The sequence below is a fragment of the Amycolatopsis sp. FBCC-B4732 genome (assembly GCF_023008405.1).
Lineage (GTDB): Bacteria > Actinomycetota > Actinomycetes > Mycobacteriales > Pseudonocardiaceae > Amycolatopsis > Amycolatopsis pretoriensis_A.
The window spans coordinates 7,907,287-7,922,953 of record NZ_CP095376.1; the positions used below are offsets into that span (position 1 = coordinate 7,907,287).

Genomic DNA, 15,667 nt, shown 5'->3' on the forward strand with positions numbered 1-15,667 from the left:
TCAACGATAGGAAGCACCGCGGACAGAACCGGTCCGCGATTCCACCGAATCGAGCACCCGATCCACGCCGAGGCCGTCCACTGTGGACGACGCCGTGGCCGACAGCGAGCGGCGGAGCGAGTCGTCAGAAAGCAGCGAGCGCAGCACCTCCGTCACCGCGGGCAGCCGCGAAGCGAGGGACTCCGCGGGGCCGAGCCCGGCCGCCAGGCCCAGCTCCAGCGCCGCCCGGTAGCCCGGCTCCTGGTTGTCGACCAGCCGGACCGCCGCCGTCGGGACGCCGAGGCAGCACAGCTCCACGAACGTCACCCCGGACGCGCTCACCGCGACGTCGGTCGTCGCCAGGATGTCCAGCAGCGCCGGGCTCGGCGGGGACACCCGGATCGACTGCCCGGGGAGCAACGCAGGCAGCGAAGGCTCCCCGCGCACCAGGGCGTCCGCTACGAACGGCAGCTCGGTGTCGCGAAGCGCGCGAAGCAGCAACCCGACCGTCGCGGACCACTCCGCGCCGCCGCCCAGGACCACGGTGACGTGCAGCGGCGGCCCGGAAGGCGCCCGGCGCGTCTCCCGCACGACGTCCCGGAGCGGCGCGTACTCGATGCCGCGCAGCAGGACGTCCGAGCCGTCGTCGGGCCGGGGCGAAGGCGCGAAGCTCGAGTCCACGACGATGTCGGCGGGACGGCGGCCGAAGACGTCGTCCTCGATCGACACCAGCAGGGCGCCGGCCGCGTTGACCTCGGGCCGCACGTCGCCGAGGCCGTAGTGGTCGACGACGACCGCGTCGAACCCGGTCGCGTCGAACGCCACCCGTGAGACGCCCAGCTCGTCGAAGCGCGAGGCGAGCCATTCGGCGTTGTCGGCCCGGCCCGCGAAGGCGACCGAAAAGCCCCGCGCCACCGCCCGCTCGGCGTAGGCGACCATCCGCGCGATGTGGCCGGCGCCGATCGACGCCGACGCGTCCGCGCGCAGCAGCAGCCTCACGAACCGACCTTCTTCTGCTCGACGTGCGCGTTCAGCGCCACCAGGTCCGGCCGCGAACGCAGCAGCGCGACCACCGCCCGCCAGTCCCCGACGCCGTCACCCAGCGACGTCACCAAAGCGGACAGCAGCTCCCAGTCCTCCGCGGTGTCGAGCGTCACGCGCAGGTCGTCGGCGGCCGGGCTCACCACGACCCCAGCGCACGAATACCGCGTCGGCTGCGAGTAGATGCCCGAAGTCACGTGTTCGCGGTCCGCGCCGGAAGCGGTAGCGACCTGCTCCAGGAGCACGGACGCCCGCACCAGCTCGGCGTCGAAGCCGCGCGGCAGCGTCCGGACCAGCGTCGTGCTGACGTAGTCGAGCGACGGCTGGGCACGCCACAGCGTCGCGAGCTGGCCGATCAGCGCCGGGTCCAGCAGCGGGCAGTCCGCGGTGAGCCTGATCACGGCGTCCGCGGGGTGCTCGCGCAGCGCGACGGCGAACCGCTCGAGGACGTCGTCGAGCGGGCCACGTACGACATGGGCACCGCAGCGGGCGGCCTCGGCGGCGACGTCGTCGTCGGAGGCGTCCGAGGAGGTCGCGACCACCACCTGGTCGACGCCGGGAGCGGCCGCCGCGGCCCGGACGACCCAGCCCAGCACGCTGCGGCCGGCCAGCGGGCGCAGCACCTTGCCGGGCAGCCGGGTCGAGCTCGACCGGGCCTGGATGACGGCGTTGACCACGGGCGCTTCACGCATGGGTGACATGATGGCCGACGGCCACAGTCACCGAAACGCGGAGGTCAACGATGTCCGAGCTGGATGGCTCCAGCATCCTGCTCACCGGCGGGACCGGTTCCTTCGGCAAGGCGTTCATCGCGCACGCCCTCGCCGAACTGAACCCGAGCCGGCTGGTCGTGCTCTCCCGCGACGAGCTGAAGCAGTACGAGGCCCGGCAGTTGTTCGACGACGACCCGCGGCTGCGCTGGTTCATCGGCGACATCCGCGACCGCCGCCGGCTCGAGCGCGCCATGCACGGCGTCGACTACGTCGTGCACGCCGCCGCGCTCAAGCAGGTCGACACCGGTGAGTACAACCCGTTCGAATTCGTCCAGACCAACGTTGTGGGCTCGCAGAACGTGATCGAGGCCGCGATCGACACGGGCGTCAAGAAGGTCGTCGCGCTGTCGACGGACAAGGCGTCCAGCCCGATCAACCTCTACGGCGCCACCAAGCTGTGCGCCGACCGGATGTTCATCAGCGGCAACCACTACGCGGCCGCGCACGTGACGCGCTTCTCCGTGGTCCGCTACGGCAACGTGATGGGCTCGCGCGGCAGCGTCATCCCGTTCTTCCGGAAGCTGGCCGAAAAGGGCGAGTCGCTGCCGATCACGCACAAGGAGATGACCCGCTTCTGGATCACGCTCCCGCAGGCCGTGCGGTTCGTCGTCGACTCGTTCGACCAGATGCACGGCGGCGAGCTGTACGTGCCGCGGATCCCGAGCATGCGGCTGGTCGACCTGGCCCAGGCGATCGCGCCGGGCAGCGAGATGCACGAGGTCGGCATCCGCCCGGGTGAGAAGCTGCACGAGGAGATGATCGCCCCCGACGACGCGCGCCGGACGGTCAAGCTCGAGGACCGCTACGTCGTGCAGCCGCACCTCGCGGGCTGGGGCTACCAGGAGCCCGAAGGCGGCACGCCGATGCCGGAGGGCTTCGCCTACCGCTCGGACACCAACGACCTCTGGCTGAACCCCGAAGAGCTGCGCGACCTGGTCGAACAGCATGGCTGAGTTCCTCCCCTACGGCCGCCAGTCGATCAGCGAAGAGGACATCCAAGCCGTCGTCGACGTCCTGCGCGGCGACTGGCTGACCACCGGGCCCGCGGTCCAGCGGTTCGAGACGGACCTCGCCGGGCACACCGGCGGCACGCCCGCGGTCGCCGTGACCTCGGGCACCGCCGCCCTGCACGTGGCCTACGCGGCCGCCGGGGTCAAGCCGGGTGACGAGGTCGTCACGTCGCCGATGACGTTCGTTGCCACCGCCGCGACGGCCGCGCTGTTCGGCGCGAAGGTGGTCTTCGCCGACGTCGAACCGGACACCGGCAACCTCGACGTCGAGGCAGCGGAGGCCGCGGTGACGGAACGCACGAAGGTCGTCGCCGCCGTCGACTACGCCGGCCACCCGGCCGAACTGGACGCGCTGGGCGAGCTCGCCCACGGCGCGGGCGCGCTGCTCCTGGAAGACGCCGCGCACTCGGTCGGCGGGTCCTGGCAGGGCCGGCCGGTGGGCTCGGTCGCCGACCTGACGACGTTCTCGTTCTTCCCGACCAAGAACCTCACCACGGCCGAAGGCGGCGCCGTCGTCACGCCCGACGCGGGCCTGCTCGACCGGGCGCGGAAGTTCCGCAACCACGGCCTGGTCCGCGACCGCGCCGAGCAGCGCTACCCGGACGAAGGCGGCTGGCACCAGGAAGTCCACGAGTTCGGGCTGAACTACCGCCTGCCGGACGTCCTCTGCGCGCTCGGGTCCAGCCAGCTCACCCGGCTCGCGGAGTTCAAGAAGCGCCGCGCCGAGATCCACGCCCGGTACTCCGCGGCCCTGGCCGACGTCGACGGCGTGGCGACACCGCCGAGCCGCCCCGGCGCCGACCCGGTGTGGCACCTGTACCCGCTGCGGGTCCTCGAAGGCCGCCGGAAGGCCCTGTTCGAGCACCTGCGCGGCGCCGGCATCGGCGTCCAGGTGAACTACATCCCGGCGTACTGGCACCCGGTCTTCGAGGACCTCGGCTACCGGCGCGGGCTCTGCCCGAACGCCGAGGCGTACTACGAGCAGGAGCTCTCGCTGCCGCTGTTCCCGGCGCTGACGGACGCCGACGTCGACCGCGTCGTCGACGCCGTGCGCGCGTTCTTCTAGAGCAGGTCCCAGGTCAGGGGCGTGCCCTTCGCGGCGTCGACGCGGAAGGTGCGCCCCACGACCGTGGTGATCTCGGCCGGGGCCAGGCCGCCCGCGGGCCGGATCGACCGGACGTTGGCCGCGGTGACCTCGTCCCCGGCGCGGACGTCCTCGACGACGTAGAGGGACCGGCGCAGCCGCAGCCCCTCTTTCTCGCTCTCCCGCGGGCCCAGCACGGGCTCGCCGAGGGCTTCCCACGCCCGGTGCGTCTCGGTCACCAGCGCGGCCAGCTCCGCCGGCTCCAGCGAGAACTCCGAGTCGACGCCGCCGTCCGCACGGGCCAGCGTGACGTGCTTCTCGATGGCGACCGCGCCGAGCGCGACCGCGGCGACCGGCGCCCCGATGCCCGGAGTGTGGTCCGACAGCCCCACCAGCGTCTGCGTCAGGCCCGCCAGCAGCGGCAGGCCGCGCAGGTTGCTCTCCCGCGGGGACGCCGGGTAGCTCGCCGTGCAGCCGAGCACGATCAGCTGGTCGTTACCCGCTTCCCGCGCGGTCCGCACGGCCGCGTCGATTTCGGCGACGTTCGCCATCCCGGTCGAGATGACCAGCGGCTTCCCGGTGCGCGCGCACAGCTCGATCAGCGGCAGGTCGACGATCTCCGACGACGCGATCTTGTACGCCGGCGCGTCCAGGGACTCCAGCAGCTCGACCGCCGTCGGGTCGAACGGGCTGGAAAAGATTTCCAGCCCGCGAGCGCGGGCCCGTTCGAACAGCGGCGCGTGCCACTCCCACGGCGTGTGGGCCTTTTCGTACAGTTTGTACAGGTTTTCCCCGCCCCACAGGGAGTGCGAGTCCCCGATCCGGAACGCCGGGGTGTCGACGTCGATGGTGATCGTGTCGGGGCGGTAGGTCTGCAGCTTGACCGCCTGCGCGCCGGTCTCGGCGATGGCGTCGATGATCGACAGCGCGCGGTCCAGGTCGCCGTTGTGGTTGCCGGACATCTCGGCGATGACGAACGGCGCGTGGCCGGGGCCGATCGTGTGCGCGCCGAACCGGATGTCGTGCATGGTGCCTCCCCGGGGTGGACTGCGGGTCAGCTCAGAGTCTTGCGCAGCTGCCGGAAGCCGCTGACGGCAGGCGCGGCTTCGGCGTAACCCGCCTTCTCGAACAGCTTCCCCGAAGCCGCGTTGTCCTGGTGGACGGCGGCGAACACGGTCCGGACGCCGAGGCGGTCGCGGGCGGCCCGCTCGCCCTCGGCGAGCACGGCCCCGGACAAGCCCCGGCCGCGGCTCTCGGGCGCCAGCGTGATGCTGACCTCCCAGCCGTCGCCGTCGCGCCGGTCGAACCGGACGGTGCCGACCGGCGCCTCTTCGTGCTCGACGACGAGCAGCAGCCGCGCCGGGTCGGCGAGCACCCCGCGCAGCCACGCGAGGTGCTCGGCCAGGGCCACCACGGCCGTCGAGCGCGACGACCGCCGCGTCCGCGGGTCGTTGCGCCAGCCCAGCAGCAGCTCGGCGTCCGCTTCGGTGGCTTCCCGGGCGTGCAAGCTACTGGGCGACGGGCTCTTCGACCCGGTCCTCGAGGCGGCGCAGCCGGTCCTCGTAGCGCGAGATGCCGGCCAGCCGGACGCGGATCTGGGCGTGCTGGCGCTGGATCTCCTCGATCAGCGTGCGGGCCTCGGCGACCTGGGGCGCGTCGCCGGTGGGCACGAGCGAAATCGACTCGCGGAGCGTCTCCAGGCGGCCCTCCTGCGCGGCCACGTGCGGGATCAGGCGGTCGAGCTCGGCACGGGCCCAGCGCAGGTCACCACGGGCCTGCTCGAGGTTGTGCTCGGCGCTGTCGAGCCGGCGCCGGTGGTCGGCGGTCGCGTGCTCGAGGTTGTTGACGCGGTCGGCGAGCGCGCGGGTGCGTTCGTCGACGCGGAAGTCGATCAGCCGGGCGATCCGGTCGACGAAGCCTCTGCCCAGTTTCTGCACAGCCATGGGTGGGTCCTTACGTGGAGGTGGGGACGCGCGTTCAGCGCAGGAGGGTGGTGTCGCCGGTCTTCGTCCAGGAGTCCAGCAGCCGCCCTTCGGCGGCGATCTGGTGCTCCGGCCCGACGATGCAGGAGTCGCCGGCGGCGTGCTCCCACGAGGTCTGGTCCGGGTTGTCGATGAACGAGAACCCGGTGAGCACGAGCTGCGCGGTCGGGAACGACGTCCGCGCGATCCACGCCGCGAGCGTGCCGGTGGTCGACCACGTCGGCTCGTCGCGCGTCGGCAGGCCCAGCGCGTCCGACAGCGGCAGCACGACCTCGCGGTTCGACACCGGGACCGCGCCGAGGTCGGCGGGCCACCAGCCCGGCAGGTCCTCCGGCTCCCAGTGCATGCGCCCGGGCTCGACCAGCAGGTAGAGGCGCCTGCGGTAGTCCTGGAAGACGTACGGGGTGGCCCGGATCGCCCGGTTGAACACCACGACGTGCGTCCGGGAGCCGACGACCTCCTCACCGGGCTTGTCGACGACGAAGCCGTTGACCCGGATGACCAGGTCGCACGCGTCGATCGCCTTCGCGCGCTGGGGGTCGGGCGGGAGCGGCTGGTTGCCGACCACGGCCACCGAACGCGGGTCGGGCCGGTCGGCGTACGCCGCGAGCAGGTTGACCATCAGGCTCGCCGCGCCGAGAGCAGCAGTCATAAGCCGAGAAAGTACCAGCACAAAGGTCACCGGCCCCCCGGTATCGGCCACTCGGCTCTACCACAGCGGCGGGGTGGGCCGGACGCCGCTCATCCCATCGGTACCCTCGTCCACGTGCATGCCACCAGCACGGTTCAGGCCGCGAACTCATCCGTAGCGACGCCGGTGCCCCCGACGTCGGACAGCAAGACGTTCGCGCGCGCCTTCGCCGACATCAAGGCCGGTTTCTCCGCCCGCGAGCTGTGGGGTCACCTCGGCTGGCAGGACATCAAGCAGCGGTACCGCCGGTCGGTGATCGGGCCCTTCTGGATCACGATCAGCCAGGCGGTCCTCGCGCTCGGGCTCGGGCTGCTCTACTCGCAGCTGTTCAAGCTGCCCGTCGAGGTGTTCCTGCCCTACATCTCCACCGGCTTCATCATCTGGGGCTTCATCAGCGGCTGCCTGTCCGAGGGCATGGAAACGTTCATCACGAACGAGGGGCTGATCAAGCAGCTCCCGGCACCGCTGAGCGTCTACATGCTGCGCACGGTGTGGCGGCAGACGCTGATGCTGGCCCACAACATGATCGTCTACGTGGTCGTACTGGTGATCTTCTTCGGCGCCCTCAGCAAGCAGTACTCGCTGCTGGGCAACGGCCTGTGCATCCCCGACCACATCTGTCACCCCGGCCTCAGCTGGAACATCCTGCTGGCCATCCCCGGTTTCCTGCTCCTGGCGGTCAACGCCGCCTGGGTGACCCTGCTGTTCGGCATCATCTCGACCCGCTTCCGCGACATCCCGCAGGTGATCAACTCGCTGATCCAGCTGCTGTTCTACGGCACGCCGATCGTCTGGCCGGTGGACCAGCTGATGAGCGGCGGATCCCGGGAAGGCGTTTCGTGGATCCTGCCGATCGTGAAGGCGAACCCGCTCTACCACTTCATGCAGGTGGTCCGCGCGCCGTTGCTGGGCCAGGAGTTCTCCGTGGAGAACTGGATCGTGGTCGGTGCCATCACCGTCGTCGGGTGGGCGCTCGCGCTCGTCGCGATGCGCAATTACCGTGCCCGCGTCTCCTATTGGGTGTGACACATGGTTTCCATTGACGTTCACAACGCGTACGTCGACTTCCCGATCTTCGATGCGAAGACGCGGTCGATGAAGAAGCAGGTCCTCGGCAAGGTCGGCGGCAAGATCGGCACCGACACCAAGGTCCCGATCATCGAAGCCCTGCACGACGTGACCCTCAACCTGCGGGAAGGCGACCGCGTCGGGCTGGTCGGGCACAACGGCGCCGGCAAGTCCACGCTGCTGCGGCTGCTCGCCGGGATCTACGAGCCGACCCGCGGCTCGTCGCGGATCAAGGGCAAGATCGCACCGGTCTTCGACCTCGGCATCGGCATGGACCCGGAGATCTCCGGCGTCGAGAACATCATCATCCGCGGCCTCTTCCTCGGCATGACCGCCAAGGAGATGGAGAAGCGGGTCGACGACATCGCGGAGTTCACCGAACTCGGCGACTACCTGCAGATGCCGCTGCGGACGTACTCCACGGGCATGCGCGTGCGGCTCGCACTGGGCGTGGTCACGTCGATCGACCCGGAGATCCTGATCCTCGACGAGGGCATCGGCGCGGTCGACGCGGCGTTCCTCAACAAGGCGCGCGACCGCCTCAAGGACCTCGTGAAGCGCTCGGGCATCCTGGTCTTCGCCAGCCACTCCGACGAGTTCCTGTTCGAGCTGTGCGACTCGGCGATCTGGATGGACGAAGGTCACCTCAAGCAACAGGGCACGCTGCGCGACGTCCTCACCGGGTACAAGGGCCGCGACCCGTTCGCGGACATGAGCCAGGAAACGCTGCAGCGCCTCGGCATCGAGCCGGTGGCGACGACGAACGGCGGCGAATGATGGTCAGCGAGACCCGGCAGCTGCCCGACGGCGCGGTCGTCGGCGTGGTCGTCACGCGGCACCGGCGCGAGCTGCTCGCGGACTCGCTGAAGGTCATCGCGGCCCAGACGCGGCCGGTCGACCACCTCGTGGTGGTCGACAACGGGCCGGACGACTCGGCCCGCGAAGTCGTCGAGAACTACCCGCTGCCGAGCACGTACCTGCCGTCGCACCGCAACCTCGGTGGCGCCGGCGGGTTCGCGCTGGGCATGCTGCACGCGCTTTCGCTGGGCGCGGAGTGGGTCTGGCTGGCCGACGACGACGGGCGCCCGGCCGACGAGAACGTGCTCGCGATCCTGCTGGAGGAAGCGGAAAAGCGCGGGCTGGCCGAGATTTCGCCGGTGGTGTCCAACATCGACGCCCCGGACAAGCTCGCGTTCCCGCTGCGCCGCGGCCTGACGTGGAAGCGGTCGCAGTCCGAGCTGGGCGTGGACTTCCTGCCCGGCATCGCTTCCCTGATGAACGGCGCGCTCTTCCGGGCGTCCACTTTGGACGTCGTCGGCGTGCCGGACCTGCGCCTGTTCTTCCGCGGCGACGAGGTCGAGCTGCACCGCCGGCTGGCCCGCTCGGGGCTGCCGTTCGGCACGTCGCTGAAGACGAAGTACCTGCACCCGGACGGCTCGGACGAGTTCAAGCCGATGCTGGGCGGCAAGTTCCACGCGCAGGACCCGGAGAACGAGGTCAAGCGGTACTACACCTACCGCAACCGCGGGTACCTGTTGTCCCAGCCGGGGATGCGCAAGATCGGCGCGCTGGAGATCGTCCGGTTCGGACTGTACTTCGTGGGCGTGAAGCGGGACCCGAAGGCCTTCCTGCAGTGGCTGAAGCTGGTCCGGCAGGGCCGCGCGGAGAAGTTCTTCCGCTACTGAGCTTCATCCGGCGAAAAAGGGCCCCTTTCTTCCCGGGGCCCTTTTCCGTCACGTCTCTATTCGCCGATGACGGGCGGCGCGGTGCGCAGGTCGGTGCCGAAGACCTCGTCGGGGTCACCCTCGACCAGGTACGTCGGGCGCGAATGCTCGGTGTCCTCGTCACCCTCGCCCTTCTGGCCACGGCCCATGGCACCGCCGGCGCCCATCCCGCCGCGACCGGCCGCACCACCAGCGCCGAGCCCGCCCATCCCGCGTCCGGCGGCGGCTTCGGCCGCACCGATCCCGCCGGGCCGCGCGGCCCCCGAGGCGGCACCCGCGCCGGTCGCGCTGCCGGCCCCCGAGCCACCAGGCCCGAACCCACCGGCCCCGCGGCCGCCACCGCCGCCGCCGACCTTGGAGTTGTAGGCCTCGTCCCCGCCGAAGTTCATCCCGCCGCCCATCGGCATCGGGCTCATCGGCGGCATGCCCCCGAACTGCTGGTTCGGGTTCGTCGTCGACCCGCCGGGAACCGAACCGGGCGTGAAGCCCGACGGCGTGGTCGTACCGGCCGGCAGCAGCCCCGCACCGGTGGTCGAGCCGGGCCCGGAGAACTGCGGCGTCCCGGTGGTGCCGGGGATGTTGCCGGTGGTGAAGTTGTTCGTGCCGCCACCCGGCATGTTCACCGAGTGCCCACCCGGCGTGTTCACGCCCGACGGGGTGTTGATGCCGTTCTTGTCCCCGGTGCCGTTGGGGTCGTCGCTGCCCCCACCGGTGCTGAAGCTGGGCGGAGGCGCGAAGGCGGGCTGCTTCGACGCGGCCTCGTAGAGGTTCTTGTCGTAGGTCGCCATGACCCCGGCGGCCTGGTCGTGCGCCGCCTGGCTGTCCTTCTGCTTCTGGATCGACTTGTCGACGTTGTCGGCCAGGTTGAAGGGGTTCGAGGTCGCCCAGGAGCCGAACTCGTCCTTCCAGCTGAACGGAATGGGCGCCGGCATGGAGTTCTTCGCCGTCGACGCGGCCTGCCCCTGGTCGTAGATGGTCTCCGAGGCGAGCTTCGCGTTCTGCGAGTTGGCGTCGGACCACTTGCTGAGGCTGGTGAAGTACTGCTGCGCGTTCTCGGCGGCGCCGCCTTCCCAGGTGCCCTTGGAAGCGTTGACGGCGGAGTTCATCGACTGGGCGAACTTGTCGAAGACCTGGTGAACCTCATGGTAGGCGGTCGAAACGTCGGAGACCTGCTGGACGTCGAGGTTGCTCTCCAGGTACTCCTTGAGCTGCTCGTGCTTGTTGCCCTTGTAGTCCGCGTTCGGCGCGTGCAGCCCCTGGACGTATTCGACCTTGCGGCCGTCGGTGGCGGCCTTGATGTTCTTTTGGCTGATCTGCTCTTCCTGGTTCTTCGCGTTGATCTGCGCGAAGAACCTCTGGATGTAGCCGAACAACCCGCTGTCGGGGCCGTAGCCCTCCTCATTCACCTTGTGCATGAGGTACTCGTGGCGCTCCTGCGGTGGCATGGCCTCGATTTTTTCCACCGGCAGATCGGGAGTCCGCGGAAACTTTCCTGGTGTGGTCATCTGAACTCCCCCTACGCCTTGGGCAGCTTCGGCTCGACGGCCTTCGTCGCCACTTCTTCGGCGACTTGGCAAGCCTTCTCGACCGTCTTCACGGAGATGACGTTCACGTCGACGCGCGACTTGTCGCCCACCCCGAGGGCAACGGTGCAGCCGAGCGGCGTGGTGCTCGACGCTTCCTTGGCCTTGCGGCCGTTCACGTCGATGTCCTTGACGCCATTGCCCGTGTCGTTGACCGAGTCGAGCGGGGCGTCGTCACGGATGCCCACGTTGATAGTCATGCTTTCTTCGCTCGCGTCGGTGACGTTGTGCCGGTAACTGCACAAGCGGGCGCCGCCGAGCTTCTTCTCTTCGGGGGCCTCGAACGTGTTGTACGCGCTGACGTCGGACGCGGTGAGCAAGGTGCAAGGCTCGAGCGAAGTGGTCGAGGCACTGCCGGGATCGGCCGAACTGGACTCACCTGCCGAGGACGCCGCCGACGGGGAACCGGCCGGCGAGGCAGTTCCCGGTTGCGTGCTCGTGCAGCCGGACAGTAGGAGGGCACCCGCGGCGACGGGCAGGACAGCGCGTGCGAGAAGTTTCATCGTTCCCTACGGCTTGGTCTTCATGGCGTCGAGCGCGGTGTTCTCGGACTCGGAGTACAGGCTGGAAGCCCGGGTCAAGGCCTTGTTCGCCTGGTCCGCCAACTGTCGGAGCTGGGACAACACGTAACCGGCCGACCCCTCCTCGGCCTGCGACGCGCCCTTCTTGTCGTGAGCCGCGATGGTGTGCCCATAGGGGTGACTGCCCAGCTGGGGCGACTGGTTCAGGACGTAAGTGGCCTCGTCAAGGCCGCTGAGGTCGTTGATCAGGTCGGTGAGCGCCTTCTTGATCGGCTCTACGCCTTCCGACGTGATCCGGAAACCGCCGCTGTTTGCCGCGTCGACCAGCTTCTGTGTCTCGGCGGTGACGGCCTGCACCGCGGCGCCCATGGCATCGGAGGAGAACGGGTTGGCGATGTCCCAAGGGGAGCCGCCCCCGCCGTCAGCTATCTGCATCGCAGTCCACCCCGAATTCGCTTCGCCCGTGCGTGTGCACCCGGAAGTCTACTAGCCGGGCACCCAGCGCAACCTCGGTTCACCGATCTTCCCCTGGGACGCACCGGGCACCCGCGCGGTTCCCGAAGCTCAGAACTGCCCTTCGAGCTGGGCGTACAGCTGCTGGGCCAGGCGGGCGTTGTCGGCCGGGGCGTACGTGAGCCAGCGCTGGCCGTCCGCTGCTGTCCTCGACGACATCAGCCAGCGGCCGGCCGGGGTGTCGAACCAGGCCAGGGGTGGGTACGTGCCGCCGCGGGTCTGGGCCGTGAACTGGCCGACCCGCTTCTTCGGTTCCTGGAAGACGCGCTCGATCATGCGGACCTGGGGGCCGCTGCCGCCGCTGTGGGCGCGGGGGGCGCTGACGCCCGCGAACGGGTCGTACGCCTCGTCGCGGCGCTGGGTTCGGGGCTGCTGGGCCGGCCTCGAAATGGTCACCGACTGGCCGGGGGCAGCCGGGGTGAGCGGGAGGAGGTCGACGATCGCCGGGACGATGCCGGTCGGGCGGACCTCCTCGAACACGATGAGGTTCTCCTCCTGCTTGGCGAGCACCGCGAACTGGCCGTCGGAGGCGACCTTCGCGAACAGCTGGCGGTCGCCCAGCTCGGCGGCCGCGGTGATGGTCACGGTGCCGCGGACGAACGTGGTCAGGGCCAGCTCGGCGTCCGGGTCGAGGCGGCCGCGGCTCCACAGCCCGCGGCCGGTCAGGTCGCGGACGACGGCGTCGCGGATCATCGCGCGCTGCTCGACGGTCGTGCCGACGTGCGGCACCTCGAACGGCGTCGGCGCGCGGCCCAGCCCGAGCTGTTCGAGCAGGATGTCCACCGCTGCCAGCGACAGCGAGAACGAGTGCGGCATCGCTTCCATCCCCCCGAGGGTTCTTCCGATCTCGGGGAACGGTACCGCCACCGGGTGCTCCGCCCTCAGCGAACCCGCTTGCCGCGCGAAGATCGCCGCTGGTCCGATGGACGCATGGCCGACCCGAAACCCGCACTCGTGCTGCACCTCGCCACCGGCGGGCAACCGCTGCTGTTCGCGCTGACGACCGAAGAATCCGGGAAGCTGGCGGGCAAGCTCGCCCAGCTCGTGAAGACCGGCGCCGTCGAGACGGTGACCACCAAGGACCACTCCGAAGTCGCGATCAACTTCGCCCACGTGGCCGCCGCGTACGTCGACGACCTCACCCGCAAGAACACCGTCTTCGGCATCCACGGCTGAAACGGCGAAGGCCGCCTCACGAATGTGAGACGGCCTTCGCCGAAGTAAGCGAACTCAGAGCTTGTACAGGCGCTTCCAGTTCTCGCGCGAGGTCAGCTCGGGCATGGCGCGCTTGTACTGCTCCTGCACCGCCGCGCCTTCCTTGCGGAGCCGCTGGACGACCTTCGCGCCGCGCTTGGCCAGGTCGAACATCTTGACCTTGTCGTAGGACCGGACGCGGACGCCTTCCTGGTTCGCGTCCGTCACGACCGCCGTGTCGAACAGGGCGATGTGCCACCAGTTCGCCTCGTCGATCGGCACCGCGCCGAGGCCGAAGCGGCTGCGGCCGAGCACCCGGTCGAGCACGCGCTTGATCAGCACCAGGCGCTGCATGCTGGGCCGCGGCGCGCTGTTGATGATGCCGATGTCGTTGGACGCGATGCCCGGGACGTCGGTCGCCTTGTGGCGCTTGGTCTCCGGGTACTGGTCGCGGATCCGGCGGATCTCCTTCATCGCCTCGACGCCGCCGTCACGCAGGACCTCCGGGCCCTCGAGGAAGTCCTCGACGGCCTTGATCAGCGTGGCCGACAGGCCGTACTGCATGCCGAGCAGGTAGCGCACCAGCTGCGCGAGCAGCACCCGCGAGAGCAGGTTCAGGTTGAACGGCGAGTGCAGCGCGGCGGTGATGATCGAGTTGCGCAGGTTGAAGTACCGGTGCCACTCGTCCCAGTCCTTCATGTGGAAGTCCGCGTGCCACACGCCCGCACCCGGCAGGGTGACGGTCGGGAAGCCGTGCGCGCGGGCCCGGTAGGAGTACTCGGCGTCGTCCCACTGGAAGAAGAACGGCAGCGGGTAGCCGGTCGCCTGGACGACCTCGTAGGGGATCAGGCACGACCACCAGCCGTTGTAGCCGGCGTCGAGGCGGCGCTCCTGGCGGTTCGGCTTCAGCGTCTCCTCGTCCACGCCGAGCAGGTCCGCCGTCGACAGCGAGTGCTCGACCGGCTGGCCGGGCTCGAGGGTGTTGAGCCGGGCGTACTCGGCGCCGACGTGCAGCTGGTTCGGGTGGAACAGGTTCAGCATCTGGCCGCCGACGATGATCGGGTTGGCGGCGCGGTTCGAGAACGCCGTCATCCGGATCACCAGGTCCGGCTCGAGCAGGACGTCGTCGTCCATGAACAGGACGTTCGCGTGCTCGGTCGCGGTGTGCCCGGCGACCTCGAAGAGGCCGCGGGTGAAGCCGCCGGCGCCGCCGAGGTTCGGCTGCTTGATGTAGTGCAGCTTGTCGGCGAGGTCCTTCGCGACCTGCTCGAAGCCTTCGCGGGACTCGACGAGGTCGGTGCCCTGGTCGGCGACGTAGATGGCGTCCAGGGTCTCCAGCGAGGAGACGTCCGCGGCGAGCGCCTGGAGGTTCTTCAGGCAGTCGTCGGCGCGGTTCATCGTGCAGATGGTCACCGCGGTCGGGCGGATCTTCTCCGGGGCCTCGACCGTCCAGCGGACCTGCTCGACGCGCAGCGTCTGGCCGCCCTCGGTTTCGAGGTCGAGCCAGAGCGCGCCGCCGTCGTAGAACTTGTCGAGCTTGCCGGTCAGCGTCACCTTCGCCTGCTTGGCGTCGGCGACCTGCTCGGCCTCGATCACGCGGGGCTCGCCCTCGACGTCGGACGCGCCCATGGACAGCAGGCCGGTGCCGGTCACGACGGCCTCGACGGAGACCTCGGACACGTCCGTCCAGCGCTGCCAGTAGCTGGCCGGGAACCGGCCGAAGTACGTGTTGCCCGACACCTTGGAGGCGGGCTCGAGCGAGATGGCCGCACGTTCCCGCACGGCCGAGCCCCACTCGAGCTCGGCGTACAGGTCCTTGCTGACGATCGGCGCGGGGCCGGCGTAGAGCCCGCGCTGCGCCGTCAGGCGACCCTGCGGAGTGTGCTCGGTGAACCGCGTCTCGGCGGCCGCGCCGGCTTGGGTGGTCGGCGCCGGGGTGGCTGTTTTACCGGGCATTGAGTTCCTCAGTTCTCCTCGGTCGACGGCTCGCGGAAGACGACCCACTTGAGCATCACGAAATTGATCACCGTGGCGGTTGCCTGCGACACGGCCCAGCACAGTGTGTGCTGCCACGCGGACTCCGGCAGAACCTGCAGCATCAGCTGGTTCACCCCGACCGCGACGAAGAACGTCACGGTGTAGAGCAGGACGAACGAGCCGACCTGCGCCTTCCCGTCACGGCGCCCGCCGGAGAAGGTGAACTTCCGGTTCAGGAAGAACGCAGTGGTCGTGCCCACGATGAAAGAGATAGCGCGGGCGACGTCGACCCACGGTGAAGTGGCCATGCCTGCCACCTGGGTCAGCAGCGTGTACGTGCCCAGGTCGACCAGGGCGCAGAAGCCACCGATCAGGGCGAAGCGAATGAGCTGCCCGAGCAGTCCGATGGAGGACGGCTGCCCACCCGCCGTTGGGGGGTCCAGGGGGGCTCGCCCCCCGGCTGGGGCCTGGGGCTCGGCCCCAGACATCGCAGCTGCGATGTCGGCTTGCGGATCGGTCGCCACCAC

General features: G+C 69.9%; 18 protein-coding genes. 6 read left to right on the forward strand and 12 right to left on the reverse strand.

Features of this window, described 5'->3' with window-relative positions; translation table 11 throughout:
* Together MUY14_RS35405 and MUY14_RS35410 are read right to left on the reverse strand one after the other, a co-directional pair.
* A complete protein-coding gene (locus MUY14_RS35405; protein ID WP_247015817.1) occupies positions 1-978 on the reverse strand; it encodes a spore coat protein in 978 nt (325 codons plus the stop codon).
* Positions 975-1,721: a cytidylyltransferase domain-containing protein gene (locus tag MUY14_RS35410; RefSeq protein WP_247015819.1), complete on the reverse strand. Its 747-nt coding sequence runs from the start codon at positions 1,719-1,721 to the stop codon at positions 975-977. Before MUY14_RS35410 ends, MUY14_RS35405 begins: the two co-directional genes overlap by 4 nt.
* A 41-nt stretch (positions 1,722-1,762) precedes the next feature.
* Between MUY14_RS35410 and pseB the strand changes: the two genes are divergently transcribed.
* Positions 1,763-2,746: a UDP-N-acetylglucosamine 4,6-dehydratase (inverting) gene (gene pseB / locus MUY14_RS35415; RefSeq protein WP_247015821.1), complete on the forward strand. Its 984-nt coding sequence runs from the start codon at positions 1,763-1,765 to the stop codon at positions 2,744-2,746.
* Complete coding sequence (gene pseC / locus MUY14_RS35420) at positions 2,739-3,869, forward strand: UDP-4-amino-4,6-dideoxy-N-acetyl-beta-L-altrosamine transaminase (protein ID WP_247015823.1); 1,131 nt, start codon at positions 2,739-2,741, stop codon at positions 3,867-3,869. Before pseB ends, pseC begins: the two co-directional genes overlap by 8 nt.
* On the opposite strand, the gene pseI is transcribed toward pseC, so the two are convergent.
* From pseI to MUY14_RS35440, 4 genes are read right to left on the reverse strand one after another with little or no spacing between them, the layout of a single operon-like run.
* Entirely contained in the window at positions 3,866-4,915 is a 1,050-nt protein-coding gene (pseI, locus tag MUY14_RS35425) for a pseudaminic acid synthase (RefSeq protein WP_247015825.1), read from the reverse strand. The genes pseC and pseI overlap by 4 nt on opposite strands.
* Positions 4,916-4,941: 26 nt before the next feature.
* Complete coding sequence (locus MUY14_RS35430) at positions 4,942-5,394, reverse strand: GNAT family N-acetyltransferase (RefSeq protein WP_247015827.1); 453 nt, start codon at positions 5,392-5,394, stop codon at positions 4,942-4,944.
* A gap of 1 nt (position 5,395) precedes the next feature.
* Positions 5,396-5,830, reverse strand: coding sequence for a hypothetical protein (locus MUY14_RS35435; RefSeq protein ID WP_247015829.1), 435 nt, complete (start codon positions 5,828-5,830; stop codon positions 5,396-5,398).
* A gap of 34 nt (positions 5,831-5,864) precedes the next feature.
* Complete coding sequence (locus tag MUY14_RS35440; protein ID WP_247025402.1) at positions 5,865-6,491, reverse strand: glycosyltransferase family 29 protein; 627 nt, start codon at positions 6,489-6,491, stop codon at positions 5,865-5,867.
* Positions 6,492-6,635: 144 nt separating this feature from the next.
* On the opposite strand from MUY14_RS35440, the gene MUY14_RS35445 reads away from it, so the two are divergent.
* From MUY14_RS35445 to MUY14_RS35455, 3 genes are read left to right on the forward strand one after another with little or no spacing between them, the layout of a single operon-like run.
* A complete protein-coding gene (locus MUY14_RS35445) occupies positions 6,636-7,586 on the forward strand; it encodes an ABC transporter permease (RefSeq protein WP_247015831.1) in 951 nt (316 codons plus the stop codon).
* 3 nt (positions 7,587-7,589) lie between these two features.
* Positions 7,590-8,405: an ABC transporter ATP-binding protein gene (locus tag MUY14_RS35450; RefSeq protein ID WP_247015833.1), complete on the forward strand. Its 816-nt coding sequence runs from the start codon at positions 7,590-7,592 to the stop codon at positions 8,403-8,405.
* Positions 8,405-9,313 carry a glycosyltransferase gene (locus tag MUY14_RS35455; RefSeq protein ID WP_247025404.1) on the forward strand — a complete coding sequence of 303 codons (909 nt, stop codon included), beginning with the start codon at positions 8,405-8,407 and terminating at the stop codon, positions 9,311-9,313. Before MUY14_RS35450 ends, MUY14_RS35455 begins: the two co-directional genes overlap by 1 nt.
* A gap of 56 nt (positions 9,314-9,369) precedes the next feature.
* Here the strand turns inward: MUY14_RS35455 and MUY14_RS35460 are convergent, their stop codons facing one another.
* The 4 genes from MUY14_RS35460 to MUY14_RS35475 form a co-directional block, all read right to left on the reverse strand.
* On the reverse strand, positions 9,370-10,857 hold the full coding sequence (locus tag MUY14_RS35460; RefSeq protein WP_247015834.1) for a hypothetical protein: 1,488 nt from the start codon (positions 10,855-10,857) through the stop codon (positions 9,370-9,372).
* A gap of 11 nt (positions 10,858-10,868) precedes the next feature.
* Positions 10,869-11,438, reverse strand: a complete 570-nt coding sequence (locus tag MUY14_RS35465; RefSeq protein ID WP_247015836.1) for a DUF3558 domain-containing protein — start codon at positions 11,436-11,438, stop codon at positions 10,869-10,871.
* A gap of 6 nt (positions 11,439-11,444) precedes the next feature.
* Positions 11,445-11,891 (reverse strand): hypothetical protein, encoded by a 447-nt coding sequence (locus tag MUY14_RS35470; protein WP_247015838.1) that lies wholly within the window; start codon positions 11,889-11,891, stop codon positions 11,445-11,447.
* A gap of 129 nt (positions 11,892-12,020) precedes the next feature.
* Entirely contained in the window at positions 12,021-12,785 is a 765-nt protein-coding gene (locus MUY14_RS35475; protein ID WP_247025406.1) for an ESX secretion-associated protein EspG, read from the reverse strand.
* 114 nt (positions 12,786-12,899) lie between these two features.
* Between MUY14_RS35475 and MUY14_RS35480 the strand changes: the two genes are divergently transcribed.
* On the forward strand, positions 12,900-13,145 hold the full coding sequence (locus MUY14_RS35480; protein ID WP_247015840.1) for a hypothetical protein: 246 nt from the start codon (positions 12,900-12,902) through the stop codon (positions 13,143-13,145).
* Between the two features lie 54 nt (positions 13,146-13,199).
* Here the strand turns inward: MUY14_RS35480 and MUY14_RS35485 are convergent, their stop codons facing one another.
* Together MUY14_RS35485 and MUY14_RS35490 are read right to left on the reverse strand one after the other, a co-directional pair.
* Positions 13,200-15,119, reverse strand: coding sequence for a glycosyltransferase (locus MUY14_RS35485; RefSeq protein ID WP_247015842.1), 1,920 nt, complete (start codon positions 15,117-15,119; stop codon positions 13,200-13,202).
* Between the two features lie 8 nt (positions 15,120-15,127).
* On the reverse strand, positions 15,128-15,667 hold the full coding sequence (locus MUY14_RS35490) for a GtrA family protein (RefSeq protein ID WP_247015844.1): 540 nt from the start codon (positions 15,665-15,667) through the stop codon (positions 15,128-15,130).